At 42.3% G+C, this 24,767-nt stretch carries 15 protein-coding genes; 3 read left to right on the forward strand and 12 right to left on the reverse strand.

The genetic code is table 11. The features are described from left to right. Positions 1 to 16 precede the first annotated feature (16 nt). Positions 17 to 463 (forward strand): hypothetical protein, encoded by a 447-nt coding sequence (locus JZY04_RS11380; protein ID WP_005775807.1) that lies wholly within the window; start codon positions 17 to 19, stop codon positions 461 to 463. A 93-nt stretch (positions 464 to 556) separates the two neighbouring features. On the opposite strand, the gene JZY04_RS11385 is transcribed toward JZY04_RS11380, so the two are convergent. The 5 genes from JZY04_RS11385 to JZY04_RS11405 all read right to left on the reverse strand — a co-directional run bounded on the left by JZY04_RS11385 (position 557) and on the right by JZY04_RS11405 (position 10,077). After that, positions 557 to 2,116 (reverse strand): arylsulfatase, encoded by a 1,560-nt coding sequence (locus JZY04_RS11385; protein ID WP_181996438.1) that lies wholly within the window; start codon positions 2,114 to 2,116, stop codon positions 557 to 559. A 176-nt stretch (positions 2,117 to 2,292) separates the two neighbouring features. Next, a complete protein-coding gene (locus JZY04_RS11390; RefSeq protein WP_122142857.1) occupies positions 2,293 to 3,858 on the reverse strand; it encodes an arylsulfatase in 1,566 nt (521 codons plus the stop codon). 16 nt (positions 3,859 to 3,874) lie between these two features. Continuing rightward, complete coding sequence (locus JZY04_RS11395; RefSeq protein ID WP_005775803.1) at positions 3,875 to 5,515, reverse strand: RagB/SusD family nutrient uptake outer membrane protein; 1,641 nt, start codon at positions 5,513 to 5,515, stop codon at positions 3,875 to 3,877. A 6-nt stretch (positions 5,516 to 5,521) separates the two neighbouring features. Beyond that, entirely contained in the window at positions 5,522 to 8,902 is a 3,381-nt protein-coding gene (locus JZY04_RS11400; RefSeq protein WP_005818675.1) for a TonB-dependent receptor, read from the reverse strand. A 167-nt stretch (positions 8,903 to 9,069) separates the two neighbouring features. After that, positions 9,070 to 10,077, reverse strand: coding sequence for a FecR family protein (locus JZY04_RS11405; protein WP_032531813.1), 1,008 nt, complete (start codon positions 10,075 to 10,077; stop codon positions 9,070 to 9,072). Positions 10,078 to 10,212: 135 nt separating this feature from the next. Here JZY04_RS11405 and JZY04_RS11410 point away from each other — a divergent pair, with 135 nt between their 5' ends. After that, on the forward strand, positions 10,213 to 10,788 hold the full coding sequence (locus JZY04_RS11410) for an RNA polymerase sigma-70 factor (RefSeq protein WP_005775800.1): 576 nt from the start codon (positions 10,213 to 10,215) through the stop codon (positions 10,786 to 10,788). Positions 10,789 to 10,991: 203 nt separating this feature from the next. Here JZY04_RS11410 and JZY04_RS11415 read toward each other — a convergent pair whose 3' ends face one another. The 5 genes from JZY04_RS11415 to JZY04_RS11435 form a co-directional block, all read right to left on the reverse strand. Further along, a complete protein-coding gene (locus JZY04_RS11415) occupies positions 10,992 to 12,065 on the reverse strand; it encodes a metallophosphoesterase (RefSeq protein WP_022013001.1) in 1,074 nt (357 codons plus the stop codon). Between the two features lie 83 nt (positions 12,066 to 12,148). After that, positions 12,149 to 13,177: an endonuclease/exonuclease/phosphatase family protein gene (locus JZY04_RS11420; RefSeq protein WP_122142893.1), complete on the reverse strand. Its 1,029-nt coding sequence runs from the start codon at positions 13,175 to 13,177 to the stop codon at positions 12,149 to 12,151. 88 nt (positions 13,178 to 13,265) lie between these two features. Next, complete coding sequence (locus JZY04_RS11425) at positions 13,266 to 14,786, reverse strand: SusD/RagB family nutrient-binding outer membrane lipoprotein (protein ID WP_122142858.1); 1,521 nt, start codon at positions 14,784 to 14,786, stop codon at positions 13,266 to 13,268. Between the two features lie 13 nt (positions 14,787 to 14,799). Beyond that, complete coding sequence (locus JZY04_RS11430; protein ID WP_122142859.1) at positions 14,800 to 18,105, reverse strand: SusC/RagA family TonB-linked outer membrane protein; 3,306 nt, start codon at positions 18,103 to 18,105, stop codon at positions 14,800 to 14,802. A 251-nt stretch (positions 18,106 to 18,356) separates the two neighbouring features. Beyond that, positions 18,357 to 19,379, reverse strand: a complete 1,023-nt coding sequence (locus JZY04_RS11435; protein ID WP_122142860.1) for a FecR family protein — start codon at positions 19,377 to 19,379, stop codon at positions 18,357 to 18,359. 104 nt (positions 19,380 to 19,483) lie between these two features. Here JZY04_RS11435 and JZY04_RS11440 point away from each other — a divergent pair, with 104 nt between their 5' ends. Further along, complete coding sequence (locus JZY04_RS11440) at positions 19,484 to 20,065, forward strand: RNA polymerase sigma-70 factor (RefSeq protein WP_005775793.1); 582 nt, start codon at positions 19,484 to 19,486, stop codon at positions 20,063 to 20,065. 23 nt (positions 20,066 to 20,088) lie between these two features. Here the strand turns inward: JZY04_RS11440 and JZY04_RS11445 are convergent, their stop codons facing one another. After that, entirely contained in the window at positions 20,089 to 21,984 is a 1,896-nt protein-coding gene (locus tag JZY04_RS11445; protein WP_122142861.1) for an ATP-binding protein, read from the reverse strand. A gap of 116 nt (positions 21,985 to 22,100) precedes the next feature. Then, positions 22,101 to 24,731, reverse strand: a complete 2,631-nt coding sequence (locus tag JZY04_RS11450; protein WP_122142862.1) for a valine--tRNA ligase — start codon at positions 24,729 to 24,731, stop codon at positions 22,101 to 22,103. Between the last annotated feature and the right edge of the window lie 36 nt (positions 24,732 to 24,767).

Here is a 24,767-nt window from a genome sequence, read left to right on the forward strand (position 1 = left end):
AAAAGAGCTAAAAGATATGAAACTTAGTCAGCAGTCACAAGCCATTATCGAATCTGCGATTCAAAAAGCAATTAACAAATATACCTGTGGATGCGAACAAACCATCGTCACAGATATCCATATTCAACCGAACCAAAATTCCGGTGAGCTCTTCATCTATGATGATGAAGATGAAGAATTATCCAGTGTAACCATTGATGAATGGACAGCCTACGAGGGAGATGACTTTTACGAAGATGCTGAAAGAATCTTCCGCACCATGCTCTGCCGTATGAAAGAAGGTGGAAGTTTCGATAAGTTGACTATCCTTAAACCTTATTCTTTCGTATTGGTAGACGAAGATAAAGAGACGATCTCCGACCTTTTGCTTGTAGACGATGATACACTGTTAGTAAATGATGAACTTCTGAAAGGGCTGGATAAAGAACTGGACGATTTTCTGAAAAACTTATTGGAAAAATAGTTCCGCCCCCTCCTTGTGATATAACTGAAAGAGGCTATCCGAATAATTCGAATAGCCTCTTTTGGATTGGGTTCATGACGGACATATGGATAATCAATACCTTGTCACCTTGTCCGAATGCGCCTTCAGGTATTCAAAACGATTGATTAGTTCACCCAACTTCTTAGGGTACTTCTCTGCCAGATTCTCCTGCTGACCGATATCCGATTTCAGATTATAGAGTTTATAGCCATAGCCTAAACCGATAAAGTCACCGTCTTCCTTACTATAGGGATTATAATAAGGGGGAATCAGCGCCCAGTCACCCTGACGATAAGCATAATTGAACATCCCTTCGATCACTAACTCTTTACGCCCCTTTTTACTCTTACCTAAAAAAGCATCCATCGTATTCTGACTATCCACTTTATCCGGATAACTTTGTCCCAGAAGTGAAGCAAATGAAGCTAATAGATCCATCTGGCAAACAAATACATCTGATACCTGAGGCTTCACCCTGGCCGGCCAGCGAAGCATAAATGGTATACGGGTTCCCCCATCAAACATGCTTGTTTTACCCCCGCGTAAGGGCCCGGCTATTTGGTGATCACCCACCAATTCAACAGCATCATCTTTGTAGCCATCATCAAGTACCGGACCGTTGTCACTTGTCAGAATCACAATGGTATTCTCTGCCAATCCCAGTTTATCCAATTCTTTCAGAAATTGATCTACACACCAATCAGCTTCCAGAATCACGTCGCCACGAGGCCCCATACCCGACTTCCCGACAAAACGTTCGTTAGGCACACGAGGTACATGCGGTTGATGAAGTCCATAATAGAGAAAGAAAGGTTTATCCTTGTTTTCATCAACAAATTGTTTGGCTTTATCCAGAAATAATCCTGCCATTTCTTCATCTTTCCACTGTGCCGCCTTACCGCCTTTCTGGAAACCAATACGAGGCACCCCATTCACGATGGAACCTGCATGCCCCACACTGGGGTGCATACGCAACAACTCCGGATTGTCTTTACCGGTGGGTTCGCCAGGGAAATTTTTCCGATAATCCACATAAAGAGGGTCATTCGGATCCAGCCCGACCACTTTTCCATTTTCCAGAAAAACACAAGGAACACGATCATTCGTCGCTGCCTGAATGAATGAATAATCGTAACCGATCTCGGCAGCACCGGGATGTACCTCCTTATTCCAATCTACATGCCCGTCTCCCAGACCGATATGCCATTTACCGACAGAACCGGTAGTATACCCTGCCTGCTTCATCAGCTTTGGCAATGTTATCTTCTGTGGATCAATAATCAACGCGGCATTACCCGGCAAAATCTTAGCTTCGACATTGCTCCAGGGATACTTCCCGGTCATGACCGAATAACGGCTCGGAGTGGACGTAGCTGCGGTACAGAATCCCTGTGTAAACCGAATACCTTCATTGGCTATACGGTCCATGCCCGGAGTCTGTATTCGATGGGCACCATAACAACTTAAGTCTCCGTATCCCAAGTCATCGGCAACAATCAGGATAATGTTGGGCTGTTTTTCTGTTTTTTCTTGTGCAAACTGCGGCACTCCGGCCAAAGCAGTAGCCGGCAAAGATACCCCCGCTACCACCCCTAAGGTACAGTTTAGCAACTTCATTTTTTCGTTTGTCATATTAAATTTGTTCAAGAGTAATTTCTGATGAGGTCAATGGAGCCTGAGTACAAAGATAGGCAAGAATCTTGTTCTGTCATGAAAATAATGAAATTAAATATAAAGCACATCTAAAAAAGATGCCGCCTCAACGATATTATCATTAAGACGGCATCCTGTTTCTGCCAAGAAGTTTTCTAAGGTTTCAAATTTTTCATCCGGACATGCCTTAATATATTCTGTAATTCAAAAACCCGCTCCGGATATAAAGAAGCTTCGTTCTTCCGTTCCGCCACATCATCTGCTACATGATATAATTGGGGGGTACTCAAATTACCGGTTTCTATTTTAGGTCCCCAGGTAATCATGGCAGGTCCGTCATTCGGCTCAATATACTTCCAATCTTTGGTACGGACCGACAAAGTGTGATTTGAAGCCTGCTCTATCACCCATGGACGATCGGACTGATTCTTGCCTAACCAAGTATCCAGAAAGTTAAAACTGTCAGGTGCCGCTCCTTTGGGTAGCCCTGCTCCAACCAATGAAGCCAAAGAAGCAAACCAATCAATTTGTGAAACTACAGCATTGGAAACCTCGGCTGAAGCAGCTCCCTTCGGCCACCGGACAATAGCGGGAATACGGGTTCCACCTTCAAAAGCACTGTACTTATTACCACGTAACGGTCCTGCGGGACTATGCCCGTTCAGCAACTCCTCTGCCCGATCCTGATAGCCATCATCAACAACCGGCCCGTTATCACTGGACAGGATAATGAGGGTATTTTCTGATAATCCCAGCTTATCAAGCGTATCCATAATCTGACCTACACTCCAGTCAAACTGGACTATTGCATCTCCGCGCAATCCCATCGGATTTTTACCACGGAAGCGATCGTGCGGAAAACGAGGGACATGAACATCGTTTGTCGCAAAATACATAAAGAACGGCTCGTCCTTATGCTCACGAATGAAACCTATGGCATGTGAAGTTATCGAATCAGCAATATTCTCGTCTTTCCACAAGGCCTTGCCTCCCCCTTTCATATATCCGATACGACCAATGCCATTGACAATAGCCATATCATGTCCATGGCTTGACTTCAGATTGAACAACAACTCCGGGTGATCCTTTCCCAATGGTTCTCCTTCAATCGGTTTACGATAACTGACCTCAATCGGAGCAGAGGGATCATAATTAGCTACCTTGCCATTTTCTATAAAAACACACGGAACACGATCAGCGGTTGCAGCCATTATATAGGAATAATCAAAACCGATATCTCCTAAAGCAGTCGGCAACGGAGCATTCCAATCTTGTTCCCCATCCTTATCTCCCAATCCTAAATGCCATTTGCCGATAGCAGCAGTAGCATAACCGGCGTTTTTAAACATGTCAGCCATCGTATAACGCTCGGGGCGGATAATCATCCCTGCATTGCCTGCCGCAATATCCGTGCCCGGACGACGCCAGGCATACTCTCCGGTAAGCATGGAATAACGGGATGGGGTACTTGTAGCTGCTGTAGCATGGGCATTATTAAAGCGGATCCCTTCAGCTGCCAAACGGTTTACATGAGGTGTCTGCACATTCTTTGCACCGTAACATTCCAAATCACCATAGCCGAGGTCATCAGCATAGATAAACACAACATTGGGGAGTTTCCGATCGTTTACTTTTTGTTGGGCTTTCCCTCCCTTCTGACCGGTAGCAGCCATCAGGCATGCTACCGGAGAGAGACAAGCCAATAATACATATTGTCTCATTGCTTAAGCTATTAAATTAGTCGCGTAAATTAGGATTAATATTCTGTTCAGACTGTGGAATCGGCCATGTATAATCTGTCGGATTGCGGAAAGCACGTTTTCCAACATACCAACGGCACTTCCCTGTCGGATCAACCTCCTTGGTCGTTGTTGCATACTGAGTTGAATTTGGATAGGGAGCACCCCATATTTTCTGGGACAACACTTCATGTGCAATCCCCCATCGCATGATATCCCAGTAGCGAATGCCTTCCATAGCCAACTCAATGCGACGTTCGTGACGCACGATCTCACGAAGTTTAGCCGGATTCACTTCGGTAATAACAGGCATCTTCACACTGGCCCGACCTCTCACTGCATTGATTGTCTCGTCCAATGTTCCCTGAGTGATCGTTTGATTATCTTCAACCAGACATTCCAGATATCCCAACAACACTTCGGCATAACGAATAATCGGAGTCAGTCCGTTTGCGCTCTGTACATCGTTTATAGGTGTCGATTCTTCAAAATATTTCCTCATCATAAAGCCGGTTCTGGAAGCCTCGCTCGTATAATCGAGCTTCTCTTTCTTGGCTGCACTATAGTCAGGACTCATCTTATACTCTGTACCCATAAAGATGGCACCGTTATAGTAAATTGTATAATCCAGACGCGGATCGCGATCCTTTCCTAAATTAGATGGGTCATATCTCGGATCATCATAGCTGAAAGGAGTTCCATCCTTAAATTCATACGATTCGTATAAATCAGCAGCCGGATTGACCAAGCTCCAGCCCCCGTCTTTGGCAGATAGTGCATGCTGCGGCAGACCGGTACCCAGATAGTTTTCCAGATACTGGATGTAGAAAATATTCTCCTTGTTCGAAGTTCCGGTAGAAGGATAAAACAGCTCCTGATAGTTGGCGTTTATCGCATTATCTCCCAATTCCATAATATCGTGGAAAGCCTTTGCTCCACTTTTCCAGTCTTTCTGCAACATGCAGGTACGTCCGAGAAAAGCAAGGGCCGCCTGTTTACAAGCACGTCCGGCTTCTCCCGCCGGAATGGCGGAGAAACGGGGCAAATCGGCCGCAGCTGCAGTAAATTCGGTTACACACCATTTCAGGATATCGGCCTGTGAAGTCTTTGTCACATTGTTGGCTTCTTCACCCGTCAGCACATTCTCTACCAAAGGAACATCCTTGAAGTAGCTGGCAAGATAAAAATACTGGGTTGCACGTAAAAAGCGGGCCTCAGCAATCATCCGTGTCTTTTTTGCCGATTCGGAACTATTCTGAATGCCAACAAGAAAACGATTGCAGTAACCTATTCTCTTATAAGACGTTTCCCAATATCTTTTAATAAATGCATTATCAGCCGTCAAATTGCCACTTGAAATCTTGAAGAAAGGATTATTCTCCCCCCGACGGTCAAAAGCATTATCCGAAAGATGCTCCATCATAATCATTCCGTGATAGGACCACCAATCCGAAGGGTTATACTCTACGCCGTCTGTCAGGCTTCCTCTATAAAGAGAAGTCAATGCCAGTTCCGCATTCGATTCGCTATTCCAAAAAGTCTCTTCAGACAAGTCTGTCAGTGGATAGCGCTCTAAATCACAAGCTTGAAACAGTCCTGCCGCCAATGCCAATGCTACTATATATTTTAAACTCTTCATCTTACATCAAAATTTTAAGGTTAAACCAAATGTATAAGTTGACAGAATAGGATAATAACTACCGTCTGTATTAATTTCCGGATCCCAGCCTTTACGATATCCGCTGATGGAGAATGGATTATCAAGTGATATATAAAAACGAAGGTTGGAGGAACCGAACTTCTGAGTTATATGTTTGGGCAATGTATATCCTAACTGGATATTTCTCACTTTGAGATAAGAGGCATCCAGAATCCAGAAGTCAGAGCCCAGCGTATTGTTGCTACCCGCATTCGACATCACCTCGAGACGGGGATACTTAGGATACCGGTTCGACTGATTATTCGTCCAGGTCTCTTCTGCCTGCCATTTCTGGATATTACCTTCCTGGAAGAAAGCATAACCGGCATAATTAGTCAACTGTCCTTTTACTTTGGCCACTCCTTGAAGCAATATATTAAAATCGAATCCTTTGTATTCGGCACCCAATCCTAAACCAAATGTATATTGAGGTATCTTCGATCCCAAATAAGCTTTATCGGCTTCATCCACCTTTCCGTCACCGGAAATATCCACATAACGCAAATCACCCGCTTTGGAGTTAGGAGCAATCTTACTCTGATCATGCCATTCTTTTACTTCTTCATCAGTCAAGAATACGCCATCCGTCTTATAACCGTAAAACATATTCATCGGATAACCCAGGAACAGATTGCTACCATTACCTATCATTCCACTCTTTTGCTCCACATCTCCTACACCCAGACTGATCACTTTATTCTTGATAATGGAAAAGTTTCCGTTAACATGATAACTAAATTCACCAACCTTATTCTGGTGCCCTATTTCAAACTCCCATCCCTTGTTTTCAAGACTTCCTGTGTTGACTTGCGAAAGTGCAAGACCAAAAATAGAAGAATAACTTGCGCTCGGTTTATACAGGATGTCTGTTGTCTTACGATAGAAATAAGCTGCATTAAACGTCAGTTTGTTCTTCCAGAAAGCAGTCTCGATACCGACATCCGTAGTACGGGTCTTTTCCCATTTTAGAGTCGGATCAACATAGGTAGTCACTGCGGCACCCTGAGTATAAACACCCCCGAATACATAGTTCATTGCTTTTCCAAGAGCATAAGTAGACTGATAAGGATAGTTACCAATATTGTTATTACCCAGAATACCGTATGATGCTTTCAGCTTCAGATTATCAATAAAGCTCAGTGACTCTGCTTCTTTGAAAAATTGCTCCTCCGATAAACGCCATCCTGCGGCAACAGATGGAAAGAAACCAAATTTATTATCTGTCGGGAAACGGGAAGAACCATCATAGCGCATCGTGGTTTCAAACAAATAGCGTTGGTCATAATTATAAGTCAAACGTCCGAAAACAGACATAATGGCCCAATCGTAGCCTCCACCGGAATTGGTTTGCCCATCAGCTCCTCCGGCGTTCAGGTAGGGGACTTCATCCGATGGGAAATTCAGGCGGCTTCCTCCTACGGTTCTCTGCGATTCATCTTCCCAAGTATAACCGACTAATACAGACAAATCATTCTTGCTGAATTTCACATTGTAATCTGCCAATGCCTGAAACGTTTTATAGACCGTTTTATACATAGTATCCGACAGAGAAGAAGGACCCAACTTTTTACCGCCTGTAATCTCCATAGCCGAACGATAGTGACGAATCTGCTGACCGGTATAATTATATCCTCCGATAGCTTTCAAAGTTAAACCTTTCACCGGTGTAAACGCCAACTCTACATTAGAACGGAATTTATCAAAGTTTTCATCATAAAAAGAACCACTATCCAACCATGCCAACGGTGTACCAAGCACCTTGGGTCCTAAACCGTACGAACCATCTTCCAATTTGGTAGCCCACAATCCTGGGAAACGAAGTGCATTGCTTGAAAAAGCTTTAAATCCTGCAGAATCCATTCCACCCGGAGTAGAAGGCTCGCTTCTTTTTGAAACGACACCGCCTAAACGTGTGGTTAATGTAAGGTTTTTAGCCAATTCTGTCGTCAGATTCACTCTGCCGTTATAACGATCATAGTGATTGTGTTTCATCAATCCGTTCTGTTTTACATAGCCAAAGGAAACCATATATTGTGTTTTATCATTGCCTCCGTTCACAGTCAGTTCATGTCCGGTTTGCAGCCCTTTGTTACCCAATAATTTGTCCAGATAGTGTTCATTAGGATAATTGTACGGATCGGAGCCATCTTTATATTTCTGAATCTCTTCTGCCGTATAAACCTCCTTGCCCATTGCTTTATTGTACAGTTCGGCATACTCCCACGAATCACACATTTCAGGTAATTCAGTAGCCTGATTAAATCCGACATAACCGTTATAACTTACAGTAACCTTGCCCTTTTGACCACCCTTGGTTTTCACAAGTACAACGCCGTTCGCAGCACGCGAACCGTAAATAGCAGCAGAGGAAGCATCTTTCAAGATTGAAATACTCTCAATATCAGCTGGATTCAAATCATTCAAGCTACCGGGAAGTCCGTCAACCAACACCAAAGGATCGGGGGTTGCTCCAAAAGAACCGACACCACGTACACGAATTGTACCTTGATCTTGTCCGGGATTACCGCTCGATTGTGTAATTGTTACTCCGGATAGTTGTCCGGTCAGCATATTCGAAACGCTGGGAGCGGTTCTGGATTCAAGTTTCTTACTATCCACCGCAGCAATCGAACCAATCACGTTCACTTTCTTCTGTGAACCATATCCAACCACGACCACCTCTTCCAAAGCCCGGGTATCTTCTTTCATCGTAACACTCAATGGTTTTCCCGAAACAACTTTCAGTTCCTGAGTCTGATATCCGATATAAGAAATCTCAATCACCGCTTTCTCCGAACTCACTGATAAGGAGAACTCTCCCTCTAAATTAGTTATGATACCGTTTGTTGTCCCTTTCTCAACGACACTGGCACCAATCACCGGTTCTCCGTTCACATCCGTCACTCTTCCCGAAACTCTTACCGTTTGTTGTTGCTTCGATGTCATTTCGGTAGATAAAATAATCTTTTTATCCAAAACGGAATACTTCACATTAGTCCCTTCAAAGATTTCATCCAGCACTTTAAATATATCACTCTTGTCAACTGAAACGGAAACCATCCTTTTCAGGTTAACATGTTTGTTATTAAAGAAAAAGCCAAAGCCCGATTGCTTTTCTATTTCTTTCAGAACTTTCTCTACAGTTTGATTATGTATATCAATACTGATCTCCACCTTTTGTGCAAAAACATCTGTGGCATGCACAAAACTCATAGAGCAAATTAGGAATAGAATAAATAGTCGCATAGTTCTTGGTATTTTATTCGAGGTCAGCCAAAGCGAAGACTTTACCACCCGCAATAATTGGATGCTAAAATAATTTTGCATAATTTTGTATTGACTTAAAGTTAAAAAAATAGTTTATCTTAGCTTGTCGCTAAACAAGCTCAAAAGGTTTACTCTTTTACGTATGGAAGGATACGCCAATATCTTTCCGTACGTTTTTAGTAGTTCAGGGAGATTTGTTTTTCATAAGCATTTCTTTTAATGGTTAATTAATAAATTTCAATTTTACTCCGTTCATCCTGAATATCAGGACTCTCCAGGTATCTCCATTGTATCTTGGACGAAATTTTAAAGTATTCCAATATCCGTTCAAGCCGTTGTTCGGTGAATGTACCCGTAAACGCATTTGTCTTTAAACGTATATTCTTTATAATGAAAGTTACATTAAAACGTTTTTCAAGCATTCTCAACGCTACTTCCAACGGCGTATTACTGAATATGATCTTGCCATCCTTCCAGGCGGTTTCCGACAGACCAGATGTAGCATATAGCTGCACATCACCGCTTGTCGAACTATAAACAAGCTTTTGTCCGGGTTTCATAACAACTTTCTTAACCCGATAGTCTCTATCATTAAAATGAAAACAAACATGTCCTTCTACCAACGTGGTCGAGACGTCCGGTTCATCTTCATAAGCCTCCACATTAAAATGGGTACCCAATACTTCTATCTTTGATGCATGTGGAGTAGAGACGAAAAACTTCTTTTTTAAATCTTTTGCTACCGCAAAATAAGCCTCTCCCCGCAACTCCACATCTCGTGTATCACCTTCAAAAAAAGTTGGATAACGTAAAGAAGATTCCGAATTCAGATAAACGACCGTGCTATCTGGTAGTACCACCGAAGTTGTCATTCCCGGATTCGTCTTAATCTCAAGCATCTGACTCAAGACAGGTTTACTATTGTTTGTGTATTGCACCACAAAAGCTATAAACAAAGGAATGAATAAAACAGCAGCGGTACGTTGTATCCACTCCCACCAAGTTGTTTTCTTTACAACCATTCTACTCCTAACCTTATCCAAGGCCTTCTCCGTATCCACTTTACGCATTACGTTAACTGTATCTACTGCCAGATAAAGAGTATTCATCTGATCAACCATCTTCCGGTTCTCTTCCGATTCTCCTATCCAGGCTTCCACCTGCCTGCACTCTTCTTCCGTAGCCAGTCCTTCACAATAACGAGGTAGTAAATGGTCTATATCTTCTTGATTCATATTTATAACTCAACTCTTTTATTAATAAGACAGGTGGGAAAATAGGATTCCTAAACTTAATTCCATTTTTTTTTAGAAAATCTTTGTTTTAATAAGAAAAGACTATCTTTGTATATAAATTAAATTCTTAAATCTATGAAGCCAAACCGGACAAGAGAAGAGATTTTATTGCTTTCCAAACTTCAACAAGGGGATAAAAAGGCTTTTAACGCCTTGTTCAGAAAATACTATCCAACGTTATGTGCATACGCCCACCGGTTTGTGGATTTGGAGGATGCGGAGGAAATTGTACAGGATGTGATGCTTTGGCTATGGGAGAATCGTGAGATATTACTTATTGAATCATCACTAAGCCAATATCTTCTAAAAATGATATATCACCGTGCATTAAACCGCATCGCGCAGAAAGAGGTAAAATATCGCGCAGATACACTATTTTATGAAAAAAATCAGGCAATGATTTACGATGTAGACTTCTATCAGATAGAAGAATTAACAAAACGGATTCACACAGCCATAGCAGCGTTACCGGAATCTTATCGAGAAGCATTTATCATGCACCGCTTCAAGGATATGAGTTACAAAGAAATTGCAGAGCTCCTTAATATATCTACTAAGACCGTAGATTATCGTATACAACAGGCACTGAAATTACTACGCAAGGAACTCAAGGAATTCTTATCATTGGCATTAATTTTTCTGGCAGCGTAGTTCGCACAGACGAAAGATAGACATTATAAAAGGAGGCAGAGTTACCGAATAAAAAGAAGGAGTTGTGTCAAAAGTCTTTTCACCACAAAGGACACAGAGTAGCAGAGATTATTCACATTGATCATCAACGACTTAAAGACACATCTGTGTTATTCTATGTTCTCTGTGGTGAGTTTCGACACACCCTCCTTTACATGTACTGTTTATTCTATCGTAATATCAAACTGATCATAAGAATCTGTTCTCCACGATTTATCGCAAGTCAGAGGAGAGAGAGCAAAAAGAGGAGAGAAAGTCTTGATTTTAATCGTTTTTCCATCAGGCATAAATTCCATAATTCTCAGCCACCCGTCTCCACCGTTACCAAACCATTGTCCATCTGCTGTCTGTGCATTGAACATCATTTGAGGAACATTTTTACCGGATGCATTTTTATCAATCCGGAAACTGACATTATCCTTATAATCGGCTATCTCACATTCGTGTCCACAAATCACCATACAAATATTCTTTGAAGGATAGACCAACTTGTCCCAAATAGCTTGTCCATAATTGGCAGGTGTCATTTTATAATTCTCTTTTTCAATTATTTTTCCTGTCCATGCCAGATATGAATGCGTCAACAATATCACCTTATGATCCTTATAGCGAGGTGAATCCACCACTTTCTTCGCCCACTCCAAAGCTTCATCACGAGGAGCAAACTCCAGAGAAACAACTAAAATCTTACCCCAGGTATCAGTCACGAATTCATAAGCAGCATTTTCCAGTGTTGGTATACCCTGATAGTTATTTCCTACAGCAACCAGACTTTCTCTCCAGCAAGAATTTCTCTCTGAAGGAAAGTAATCAGGAAAATGGCACAAACGATTTTCTGCTTTTTGATATCCATAATCATGATTGCCGGTACAAATCACATAAGGCAGCTTTCCGTCCAAGCGCTCAAATGCACGCGAGGCGGCACGCCATTGTTCTTCACTTGTCTGATTCCCGTTCACTCCATCCGGAATACGTATTTCATTCTGCTCCACCAAATCACCGGTACAAAGCACTCCTTTTATATTCAGAGACTCAATGCTATTAGCCACCCATGCTGTCTGCAGCTCAAAAAGAGGTTGGTTGGCATCGAACTTTGTATAGCTCTGTGGATCGGGCAACAGAATCATTGAAAAAGAATTTTTATCGGTAAGTTTTGCACGTACCGGATAAACTTGCGCAGAAGCAAATAAGGTCTGCATACAAAGAATAAAAGCTAATAAGTAGTTTTTCCTGTTCATAAGTATTACATTTAAATATTTCAAATAAAATTAAGTAGCAAAGATATAAATACTCGCTGGCAATAACCCCTGTATTCTCCTAATTATTTCAGAAGAAAAGTGGCCATTACAGCTTTATGATCTGTCGGCCACACCCCTAACGGGGTTATAAATAAATCTTTGCTTCTCTCCTCTATACGTTTACTGCGGACAATCGATTTTGAAGGTCCTACCACAGATACATCCTTCAATTTCATTTTTTTGTCAGGCCTGAAATAAATAAAATCAATACGATCCCGTTCATCAGCGTCAGGTGCCCACGACAGCTTTTCTACAGCTATACCTTCATTATCAGACGGGAAAGTAAATCCCGGATGTGTGATCGGATTAGGATACTTTGTCCGGTAGGCATCTTTAAATCCCGCATTTTCAAGGAGAACGGAACAATCCCACCGAACTACCGTTCCGTTATGATCCCACAAATTCTTCGTACTTTCGTTCCAGTCCAAATGTGAAGGTTCATTGAAATCACCGCCTAATAAAACAATATTCCCCTTTTCTTTCCGGGCATCTTCTATCACATGACGAATCGCTTCATCACGCAAAGATTCATTATTGGCTTTCTCAATCACCGCTACATCCAGTACCGGTGCATCCAACTTTTTCCATGTAACGCCACTATATCCTCTTGGCAGATAACAGGCATAATGTGTATAATCCAAATGTGCGGAATATACAACAACATCTCTTCCATTAATGCGTATGCGGGCTTTCAGTACGGAACCGGCATCATCTTCCAAGGGACAATTAGGAGCCTGTTCTTCAATTTTATATTTAGATAAAATACCTACATCCAACTTGCTGTTTTCACCATAATATCTCTTTCCACGTTCTTCCAAAGCCTGTAGTATACGCGAAATAAATTGTTTTCCATGATAGTTTCTCACTTCACTAAACATCACGATATCCGGCTCCAGACGAGCCACCTCGTCAGCTATTGCCTCAAAGCCCCCTTTCACCATGGTACCTTCCTGCCAGATATTCATTTGGAGGACTTTAACTTCGTTTCCCTTGCCATAAGCCATTACAGTAGATAGCCATAAGACTATACTTAATAAACTATATCTCAACATCATATTAATAAATGTATTAAAAACCAGAGGAGGTGCGAACAGAAAGTATTTCTCTCCATTCTGCACACACCTCTTCTAAAACTCTATTTTATTGCAAAATCCACATCAGTTTATTAACGTCATCTACCCCCCCGAATTGACGTTGCAAAGCCTCGTTCTGATGCTCCAGATTATAATCAGACTCTGATTTCGGATACATCCAGCGCATAGGCAGTCTGTCATTCATCGTATTCCGGTTGGTTGCGGGATTGATCGGTAATACTGGATACCCTGTACGACGGTAGTCATAATAAACATCATACGGATGTTGCATGAACGATGCCAGATAACGTTGTGTCAATATCTTCTCAAGGTCTCCCTCTCTCTCACCACTTAACTGTATAGCCGGTGTTTCAAGAAAAGCCGCAATCGCTTCCTGCGTCAACGGATGTCCATGATGATAGATCTCTTCATCCGGAGTATTAGTAGCTATAAACTCCATGTGAGCTCTGATTGCCTTCTTGTAATAAATAGTTGCATCACCCGAAATCCATCCTCTCACGGCGCCTTCTGCCAGAATGAAATTCTGTTCGGCATATCCCAATCGGACAACCGGTTCTCCGGAAGGATAATCAGTATACCGCGCATTGAATCCAGAATATTGTTCTGTGGCATAAGCCTTCTCTATCTGTTCAAAAGGCAATGATGGATCAGTCCCGATATAAGCATCCCAACTGTCAGCGGTCACTCCTGCATCAAGTTTAGCCTTTGCCGGTTTGGCATAATAGAACATACGGATATCTCCGGTTGCCTTAAACTTATCAATCAGCATAGTAGAAAGCATGGCATAACCGGCGTGTTTAGTATTTGTGTTATGGAAAGGATATACAGTATTCGCTTTATCCGCATATTTCATCTGAAGATTATCATCGTTTGATTCCATTAAGCTACCCGATGCCACAATCCGGGCAAAACGTTCTTTCACATTCAAATCTACATCACTCTCTTTCTTCGAAAGATGCATCAGAACTTTCAACTGAAATGCTGTAGTCGCTTTCTTCCATTTGCTGATACTACCTCCCAGAATCGGATCACCATCAAAATCTTTAGCTGAGGAAAATAGTTCGTATGCTCTTTCCAGATCACTCAAAACAAACCCCATCACTTCCTTTTGGGTATTGTATTTAGGGCGTACCAACCCTAATTCACCTTGCAAAGCCTCCTCGTAAGGAAGGTCTCCCATTTCCATCGACATATAGAATATTTTGTAGGCCTTTATAAAATGTGCCAGACCATCGTATGCATTCACATTATCATCCGTAACAGATTCGACCATCTTCTGTGCATTAATCAGTGTCGTGTATCCTCCGAAACCGGACCGTCCGAACACATTATACTGGTAATCTTCCATACTTTCGCCCCATGCCATTTGTTTGGCAAGCAGATCGTCATATATAAATGATTTACTGGCACTGGACGATGTAATATCCAAAAGTAATCCGGTCGCCAGCAGTGAAGAGGTAACCTTAGTGGTTGCATCGGGATTTGTGTTGATTTCATCGAACTTATCGCAAGAAGCCAACAAGGTAGTTACCAATAACAACGATATGTATTTATTAATTCGTTTCATATTATTCTATCTTTTAAAAATCCAATTTTACATTAAAGCCTAAATAACGGGTGGACGGAGAACTTAGGTTATCGGAGTCACTGTCGGGATCGGTAAAGCGGAACTCTTTAGTCCATACAAACAGATTTTGTCCGACAAAGGCCAGTGTCAAACCTTTCATATGCAGTTTGTTGCAAACAGACTTAGGCATCTGATAGCTCAGCGAGAGGTCACGCAGTTTGAAGAACGTCTCGTCAAATACATTCTGACGTGTCACGGTACCTATATACGGGTTAGTACTCTTCATATACGACTCGTAAGATACTTGTACGTCGTTCGGAGCAAATACTCGGTCGTCATGGATAATTTTTCCGTTCGAATCGTAATCTACACTCCCGGAAACGACTTTCACTCCGGTACCTACAAAATTGGTTTTCTTATTCACCACTTCATCATATCGCCACTGATTGTCCGAATCAATATGTGCCCCCGAGTTCCACATCGCCTGATTGGTTTTCGAGTGTGCCATACCTCCTACCCGTCCGTCAAGTGTAAAGGAGAGAGTGAAATTTTTGTAAGTTATCGTATTCGTCCAGCCCCATATCCAATCAGGATATTCATAACCGATAACCGACTGGTAATCGCTCTGTTTAGGATAACCATTGTAATTGATAATATTTCCTTGAGGATCGCGTTCCCAATCGTAAATTCCGTACCAATCCCAACGTTTACCGACCGCTACCCAAGGCTTCTGTGTAGAATATACCGGGTCTATTTTGGTATAATACCAACGGTCACGTGACCAGTTGAAAGCCGACTCCCAGTTCCAGTCTCTTGTTCTGATAATATCGCCTGACAGAGTCAATTCTACCCCACGACCCACATATTCTTCATCAATGTTGATCAATGTAGACGTAAATCCGGAAGAGTTGCTGATGCCGGCACTACGAGTCAGATTGTAATAGAGCTTATTATAATAAGTAAAGTCTACTTTCAGACGATTTTTAAACATATGGACTGCCGTACCGATTTCATAAGAACGTGTAGCCGAAGGTTTCACCGCAACACCACGGATAGATGTGGGATAATATGCAGCACTCTCACCATTCCACAAATCGGTAGACACACTATAAGTATTGTTAGTATCATATACTCCCAGGTCACTCTTAGTTTGTGTCCATGCACCTCTCACTTTCCAGAAATCAATAAATTTAGGCATTGGGATAAACTGCGAAAGCACAACACTGCTGGCCACAGACGGATAGAAATAAGATCGTGTCTCCGACGGTAAGGAAGATGACCAGTCATTACGTCCCGTTACATCCAGAAATAAAGTACTCTTCCACGAAACAGAAGCTTTTGCATATACACTGGTCACCAGTTTTTTAGTAATACCACTGGTTGTTTTCAACGGGTCTACAGATGATTTCAATGAGTAATATCCCGGAATTTTCAGACCATTTTGTGTTTCAGCCAAAATATTATCACTCTTCCAGTAATAAACGTTTCCACCCACGAAACCATCGACATTGAAATTACCGAATTTATGATCGGCAGACAGTATCAAGTCATTGTTTAAACTATATCCGCCTAAGCGTTGCAGACTATAATAACCCTGTTTATGCCAACCACCCACAGCACTTACAGCATTCCGCCACTCTTTTTTCTGTGAATACGAGTCCAGCCCCGAACGTAATGATAAGTTCAACCAAGGAGTAAAATCATAATTGGCAGAAAGATATCCGTTAATCAAATCATAATCGCTTGAACGCGTAATTTCGTTCGCAATGAAATATGGATTATCATACCATTTGGTATCCATCCAGTTCTGCTGTTCATCCTGTTTAATCCAGTAATTTTTATAGTCCCGTATATCATACTCAGCCCCTGACCATACCAACAAATTATAAAGGAAACCACTTCCACCATATCCGGCTCCCATATCGTTGGGGTAGAAACGTTTGTTATAAGTCAGACCTCCGTCAAAAGAAAATTTCTTCCATTTCATATCGCCCGATACTGAGTAAGTAATCTTATTCAATTTTTGATTCGGATACTGCCCTTTGTTATATACATGGGTCAATGAAGTACGTACGCTACCATATTTACCTTTCTGGGATACACTTACATTGTTGTTTGTCACCAAACTCAATTCTTGAAAGTTCTTTAAGTTATTTCTACCTTTCGAAACCAAAGGCATATCCACCCATTCGTGAGTATACGGATCATATTGCAATGCTGTACGTCCGATGTCCAGTTTGTCTCCCCATACATATCCTCCGGTGGAATAAGTCCCCTGTGACCCGGAACTATATGAAGTTTGTACCTCCGGCTTTCTCAGATATCCGGCTGCAAACATGGTACTGCTGTTTACAGTCACATTCAACCCTTCTTCCTTACCTTTTTTAGTGGTAATCATCACTGCACCGGCACCTCCACGGGCACCATAGAGTGCCGAAGCCGTAGCTCCTTTCAGGACATCAACCGATTCGATATCATCAGCTGCTATATCATTCAATCCCACATTACCATAAGGTACACCGTCGATAACTAACAGGGGGGCAGATGCACGCAACGAGAGTGAAGGAGCTGTATTGAACTCTGTACTGTTTTTTACATTCAATCCGGCAATCTTGCCCGTTAACGAAGTAGCAACATTCACTGTTTTTACAGCAGCCAGCCGATCTCCGTCCACTTTTTGCACGGCATACCCCAGAGCCTTCTCTTCGCGCTTGATACCTAATGCCGTTACAACAACCTCATCGAGCAGTTTCGTGTTCTCGGCCAACCGAACAGTAAGTGAAGTATTATTACCCACGGGAACTTCTTTGGTGATGTACCCGATATACGAAATGATAATTGAGCTTTTAGTTCCTACAGAAAGACTAAAGTTACCGTTGACATCTGTAATCGTCCCGTTGTTTCCGGAATCCTTTTCTTTAATATTAGCTCCGATAATGGGCAAACCGGCCTCGTCAGTAACCAGCCCCTTTATCTTTTTAGTGGTCTGCTGTTGTGCAGCAGTCGTTTCCAAAATCTGTTTAGGAGACAGGATAATACTATTCTCCAATATTTTATAACCGATATCCGTACCGGCAAACAGCTGATTCAAAACTTGGCTGATCTCTTTTTGAGTACTTTTAATAGTCACACTCCGAGAGATATCCACCTGCTTATTATTATAGAAAAAGTGGTATTCCGACTGCTTCTCTATTTCATCCAGCACTTTCTGAAGACTGCTGTTGCTGACATTCAATGTCACACGTACTGACTGGCTATAACCCTTAGCCGCAAATGCCATACTGGCAAAGACAAACAACATGATCGCTGATAGTTTCATACACAAAGGTATTTTTTTCAGAAGCGAAAAGATATTCTGCCTCCCGAAAAATTGGAAGTTTAAGTAAATTGTCATAGATTTGTAGTGATTTTGATTTAAAAAATTCTATTAACCGCACAACTTGTCGCCAAACAAGCGGACGGTGGACTTTCATACAGGAAAATACGCCAATATTTTCCTGTATGTTTTTTTGTTTTAAGGTGGACGTGTTGTCATAGGTATCAGATTTTAAAAGTTTAATATTCAAATGGTCAATATAGCTCTATTTTCATTTTCTGCTGTATTGTCTGCTGTGTGTTATGTTCCAGTTCTATAAATCTATACTGTATGCCCGAAGCAAGCCTGAAGTGTTCAAGAATCAGAGGTAAGTGCTGTTCGCTGAATACTCCGGTAAATGAATTTCCATAAAGAGTAGAATCTTTTACGATAAACTCCACATGAAACCGCTTGGTAAGTATTTTCAAAGCCTCAGACAGCGGGGTATTCCTAAATACCACCTGACCGTCTTTCCAGGCCGTATAAGTTTTCACATAAGGTTTGTCGGTCCTCACTGTACGTGTTTTCGGATTATAGATAAACTCCTCATCAGGCTTCATCACAAAGGTCCGTTGCTTGTCACCCTCACCCAGAAATGACAATTTCACAGAGCCCGATACTAAGGTAGTTCTTACCACACTGTCCGTCCGATAAGCCTCTATATTGAACTCCGTACCCAAAACCTCAGTCTGAATACGGAAAGGCGTATTAACAATAAATCGCTTACTCTTATCTCTATGCACCTCAAAGTAAGCCTCTCCATCAAGTTCTACGTTACGTATATCTCCTGTGAACCTGGTAGGATGTTTAAGTGAAGATCCCGAGTTCAGCCAAACTTTAGTTCCATCCGGCAGATTCGCTTCAGCAACCATACCGGGATTTGTCCGTATCTCCACATACTCCACGGGGGAGTTTTTCAAAATCAGATAAAGGGTGGTGGCAAGCAGCGGCAAAGCTAAACAAGCAGCAATACGCTGCCCCCACACCATCCATGAAATTCTATGTTGATGTTTGTGTATTCGGTCCTTTACCTGATGGAAAGCCCCAACAGAATCTACATGCTTCATGTAGTTCAATGTATCGGCTGCCCGGTAAAGCTGAAAAATATCCCGTGCTGTCTTCGTATTCTCCTCCGAAGTAGCGATCCACTCTTCTACCTCCTTTTGTCTGTCAGCAGGAAGCTCCCCGGCAAAATAGCTTAAAAGAATTGACTCATTTATGTAATAGGATTCATCCATAATTCGTGCTTTTATAGATAAGACGAATGAAATTAGAAATCTCCTAACCTAAAAACGTATTTTTTTTGAAAAAAATATTATTTTTGCCCAAAACGAGGGTTTACATGCACAACAATACATCGCATACAACAAGCGACGAAATTCTTTTTTATCAGATACAACAGGGAAATGAAGACGCATTTGAAGCGCTGTTTCTCCGGCACTATCCCGCCTTGTGCGCTTACGCCAGGCTGTTTGTGGAACCGGACGACGGACAGGAGATTGTATCGGATGTAATGGTCTGGCTTTGGGAAAATAAAGAGATGCAGGCATTTGAAACTTCTTTGAAAAGTTACTTGTTCAAAGCTGTTAAAAATCGTTGCCTGACTCTTATCAATCGGAACGAAGTGAAACAAAGAATCGAAAAGATGATTTTCGACAATCTCCAATCACAGTATGATGATCCCGATTTCTACGTCATGCAAGAATTAACCGAAAAAATAGAAGAAGCTTTGGCACGACTCCCGGAAAATATCCGCGAAGCATTCGAGCTCAATCGTTTCCAGAATCTGACCTACAACGAAATAGCCGAACGCTTAGGAGTATCTCCCAAAACGATAGATTACCGGATTCAGCAGGCACTGAAACAACTGCGCATCGATCTGAAAGATTATCTGCCCGTCCTGCTATCCTTCTTGCTGCGTTAAAACAGCGGAGCATTCAGCAAATACTATACAGAAGTCCGGTAGGGTAAAGTAAACCAAAAAAGAGAGCCTTTACCAACCTCGGAGGTAACCCCGATCTCACCTCCCAGTTTTTCAATAATCATCCGGCTGATAGATAGCCCCAGCCCGGTACCTTGTATAAAAGGATTATATTTGACAAAACGTTCAAACACATGCTCACACTGTTCGGTAGACATGCCACAGCCTGTATCAGACACATAAAAATATAATGTTGCGGCATCTTTCAACCGATATCCCATCCGTATCTCCCCTCCGGAAGTGAACTTAATCGCATTGGTCAACAAATTAATAATGACTTGTGTCAACCGATTCTTATCAGTATATAAAATACATTGGGGCAATTGTTCGTCAAAAGTTAGAACGAGTTCTTCCGATTTGATACGCAATTTACCCACTTGTTCTATCTCCGACATCATTTGATTGACATCCGCACGGGTTATATGAAAATCATACATTCCGGACTCGATCTTCGACATGTCCAGAATATCGCTGATCAGTTGAAGCAGAAGATCTGTATTGGTTTCAATGATATCGGCATATTCTTTCATCTCTTCTTTATCCTCTACCTGCAAAAGCAGGTTTGAAAAGCCGACAATAGCATTCAGAGGGGTACGTATTTCATGACTCATATTCGCAAGAAAAGCTGATTTTAATTGATTAGCCTCCTCCGCTTTCAGACGGGCCTCTTCCAGGCGTTGATGAGTTTTCTTAAGAATATGAATATAAAAGCCAATGGCACCTGCTACCAGAAGCACGACAAATACCGTTAGTAAAATCTCCTTTTTATATTGCTCGAAGAAACTCATAGGAAGATTTACATATACAGCCTCTTCCGGATAAAGCGAAACAGGGATTTGGTAGGACTGCAAAGCCGGATAACAAAGATAAGCGGCCGGCTCACCCCCTAATGCAGACGGAATTTCGCGAGGTTGCTCTCCTTCCAACACACGTTCAATCAGTTGCAATAATGAATCTCCGAATGACTCCACCGATACATAATACCCTCCCGCAAATGTGTTATTAGATAAATCCTCAGCAGCCAGCAAAAACAGGGGAGAGTGCACAAATCGGGTAATAATCTCTTGAATATGATCAAACAAATAGTTATTGTCGTCTTGGTTATGCGATTCAAACCACGAATAATAAATCAATCCGGTGTTTTTATCATATCCGCTCAAAGTATCGAGCAGCATTTCAGTAGAAATATTTTTGGTTGACAACTGTTCCAGACTTAGCTCCGGGAAGTATCTGCCCACAGCCTGACTAACATCACCACGAACTGCCTCACTGATATATCGGTCATCGGATATAAAAGCAACTCGTTTCATCCCAGGCATCACTTGCCGCATCAGTTCGATAGTCTCTTTTACATAATACGTTTGCCCCAATGTAGTCACATTATATCCTTTGCGCCATTCTTTAGCCGGAACGGTATTGGTTTCAGTCAGCGGTTCGTGAGACAGCAAAACATCAAGTGTTGCCGGCAAGCGGTCCCGAGCATTAGTAATGATGACCGGCACATCTCTCCATTCATCATCAAAAAGCTCCCGACAGACAATCCATCCCGGGTCACCTATAAAAACAACCAATCGAGGAGGTATATCATGCTTTCGACGTAACTGTTCTACAATTGCAGTTGCCTCTTTACGGCTACAAAGGGCCGGTACAGACAGAGATTCGGCCGTTACGGAAATGTCTTCCTTCTGCAATTCCTGATGTACATACCAATATATACTTTTTGCCCAGGGAAGATTAAAGTTAATAGAATTCAGAAACAACACATCTCCACCGGACCTGTCCTTGTGAGCCGATAGCCGACAGTTCATTCCTCCCAACAGAATCAGAAGGAAACAGAAGTATCTGAATTGTATTTGTTTCATTTGTAACGGTCGATTGCTAAAATCGGTAACAAAGGTATCATTATTATTCGTATACAGAAAAAGGCACCCTATTATTTTAGAGTGCCCTTTTATATTTATCTTCTAAAAAGATTTTCTTACGCGTTTTTCAGAGACGCAATACTCTCTTTGAGCGATTTAATGATACTTTCGGCATCAGCCTGTTTCTTGCGTTCCATTTCAATAACGGCAGCCGGCGCATTACTCACGAATTTCTCATTGCTGAGTTTCTTCAAAACGCCCTGCAAGAAGCCCTCTTTATGTTTCAGTTCGGCTTCCATACGTGCTATCTCAGCTTCCACGTCGATCATATTGCCCAAGGGTACTGCAAACTCAGTCGTTCCGATCATGAATGAAGAAGCTCCGTCAGCTTTTACATCCACTACCTGAATAGCAGACAAGTTACACATTTTAAAGATAACAGGGTTCATTTTCTCTACCGGGTTTACTCCTACCACTTGTAACTCAAGCGGTTCTTTCATTGCAATATTCTTTTGCAAACGGATGGCACGCACACTACTGATTATCTCTTTAGCCGTTTCAAATTGTTTCAAAAACTCCTCGTTCACTTCTCCGACTTCTGCCAACGGTTCTACCATCAGACTTGCCCCCGGCTCACGCTCACGCAACTGCTGCCACAATTCTTCCGTGATAAATGGCATGAAGGGATGGAGCATAGCCAACAGACGTTCGAAAGCACTCAAAGTCATTGAATAGATAAATCCGTTTACAGGCTGTCCATAAGCCGGTTTCACGATTTCGAGCAACCATGAAGAAAATTCATCCCAGAACAGTTTATAAATCAGCATCAACGCTTCGCTCAAACGGTACTTGCTGAATAAATCGGCTACCTCAACTGCGGCAGCATCCAGTCTTTGGTCAAACCATTGTACAGCCAGGTGTGCATCCGCCGGAATATCGATTGTTCCCATTCCATTCTCCCAACCTTTCACCAGTCGGAAAGCATTCCATATTTTATTGCAGAAATTACGTCCCTGTTCGCAAAGTGCATCATCAAAAAGAATGTCGTTTCCGGCAGGAGCCGAAAGCATCATCCCCATACGTACACCATCTGCTCCGTATTTCTCTATCAACTCCAACGGATCCGGTGAGTTGCCGAGCGACTTGGACATTTTACGTCCCAATTTGTCGCGGACAATACCCGTAAAATATACATTTTTAAACGGCATTTTACCTTCATACTCATAGCCTGCCATAATCATGCGGGCCACCCAAAAGAAGATAATATCCGGACCGGTCACCAGGTCACTGGTAGGATAGTAATAGTTAATTTCTTCGTTATCCGGATTATTGATACCATCGAACAAAGAAATAGGCCACAGCCAGGAAGAGAACCAAGTATCCAGACAATCTTCATCCTGACGAAGGTCAGCCATTGTCAGATGATCGTTTCCTGTTTTTTCTTTAGCCAATTTCAATGCTTCTTCGTCAGTAACGGCTACTACATATCCGCCTTCCGGAAGGAAGTAAGCCGGGATGCGGTGTCCCCACCACAACTGACGGCTGATACACCAGTCTTTGATGTTCTCCATCCAATGACGATAAGTATTTTTATATTTGGCAGGATAAAACTTAATCTCATCCTTCATCACCGGCTCAAGGGCAATCTGAGCCAAATGCTCCATCTTAAGGAACCACTGCATAGAGAGTTTAGGCTCTATCACTACATTGGTACGTTCAGAATAGCCGACTTTATTGGTATATGCCTCCGTCTTTTCAAGTAATCCGGCGGCTTCAAGATCTTTCTCAATCCGTTTGCGAACTTCAAAACGGTCCATACCGATATACATACCGGCAGCTTCGCTGATAGTCCCGTTATCATTGAAAATATCAATACTTGGCAAGTTATACTTCTCACCCAGCATATAGTCATTCACGTCATGTGCCGGAGTCACTTTCAGACATCCTGTACCGAATTCGATATCTACATAATCATCCTCAATCACTGGGATGACACGGCCTACCAGCGGAACAATAACCTTCTTACCTTTCAGGTGCTGATTTTTCGGGTCATTCGGATTGATACACATAGCGGTATCGCCCATAATCGTCTCCGGACGAGTAGTCGCAACAACGGCATAACTGTCTTCACCCTCTACCTTATATCTCAGATAATACAGCTTTCCATGCTCCTCTTTGTAAATCACCTCCTCGTCAGACAAAGCTGTCAATGCCTTCGGGTCCCAGTTTACCATACGCACGCCACGGTAAATAAGTCCCTTCTTGTAAAGGTCTACAAATACTTTCAGCACACTTTCGCTACGCTTTTCGTCCATAGTAAAAGCAGTACGGTCCCAGTCACAGGATGCCCCCAACTTACGGAGCTGTTTCAGGATAATCCCACCATGTTCATCTGTCCATGCCCAAGCATGCTTCAGAAACTCGTCACGAGTCAGATCAGTCTTTTTAATACCCTGTGCAGCCAACTTATTCACCACCTTTGCTTCGGTAGCGATAGAGGCATGGTCGGTTCCCGGCACCCAACAAGCATTCTTGCCTTCCATACGTGCACGACGAACGAGGATATCCTGAATGGTATTATTAAGCATGTGTCCCATATGCAGCACACCGGTGACGTTAGGGGGCGGAATAACGATGGTGTAAGGTTCACGTCCATCGGGTTTCGAACTGAATAATTTATGGTCCAGCCAATACTGATACCACTTTCCCTCCACGTCAGCAGGGTTGTACTTACTTGCTAATTCCATGTTGTATATATCTATTTTATTAGTTTATTGCGAAAG

It is taken from the genome of Bacteroides sp. 11BF (genome assembly GCF_019633765.1).
In the GTDB taxonomy this organism is placed as follows: Bacteria; Bacteroidota; Bacteroidia; order Bacteroidales; family Bacteroidaceae; genus Bacteroides; species Bacteroides hominis.

Coding starts and splice junctions, on each gene's coding strand:
- JZY04_RS11380 (WP_005775807.1), top strand. CDS start 17: ATGAAACTTAGTCAGCAGTCACAAGCCATTATCGAATCTGCGATTCAA.
- JZY04_RS11385 (WP_181996438.1), bottom strand. CDS start 2,116: ATGACAAACGAAAAAATGAAGTTGCTAAACTGTACCTTAGGGGTGGTA.
- JZY04_RS11390 (WP_122142857.1), bottom strand. CDS start 3,858: ATGAGACAATATGTATTATTGGCTTGTCTCTCTCCGGTAGCATGCCTG.
- JZY04_RS11395 (WP_005775803.1), bottom strand. CDS start 5,515: ATGAAGAGTTTAAAATATATAGTAGCATTGGCATTGGCGGCAGGACTG.
- JZY04_RS11400 (WP_005818675.1), bottom strand. CDS start 8,902: ATGCAAAATTATTTTAGCATCCAATTATTGCGGGTGGTAAAGTCTTCG.
- JZY04_RS11405 (WP_032531813.1), bottom strand. CDS start 10,077: ATGAATCAAGAAGATATAGACCATTTACTACCTCGTTATTGTGAAGGA.
- JZY04_RS11410 (WP_005775800.1), top strand. CDS start 10,213: ATGAAGCCAAACCGGACAAGAGAAGAGATTTTATTGCTTTCCAAACTT.
- JZY04_RS11415 (WP_022013001.1), bottom strand. CDS start 12,065: ATGAACAGGAAAAACTACTTATTAGCTTTTATTCTTTGTATGCAGACC.
- JZY04_RS11420 (WP_122142893.1), bottom strand. CDS start 13,177: ATGTTGAGATATAGTTTATTAAGTATAGTCTTATGGCTATCTACTGTA.
- JZY04_RS11425 (WP_122142858.1), bottom strand. CDS start 14,786: ATGAAACGAATTAATAAATACATATCGTTGTTATTGGTAACTACCTTG.
- JZY04_RS11430 (WP_122142859.1), bottom strand. CDS start 18,105: ATGAAACTATCAGCGATCATGTTGTTTGTCTTTGCCAGTATGGCATTT.
- JZY04_RS11435 (WP_122142860.1), bottom strand. CDS start 19,379: ATGGATGAATCCTATTACATAAATGAGTCAATTCTTTTAAGCTATTTT.
- JZY04_RS11440 (WP_005775793.1), top strand. CDS start 19,484: ATGCACAACAATACATCGCATACAACAAGCGACGAAATTCTTTTTTAT.
- JZY04_RS11445 (WP_122142861.1), bottom strand. CDS start 21,984: ATGAAACAAATACAATTCAGATACTTCTGTTTCCTTCTGATTCTGTTG.
- JZY04_RS11450 (WP_122142862.1), bottom strand. CDS start 24,731: ATGGAATTAGCAAGTAAGTACAACCCTGCTGACGTGGAGGGAAAGTGG.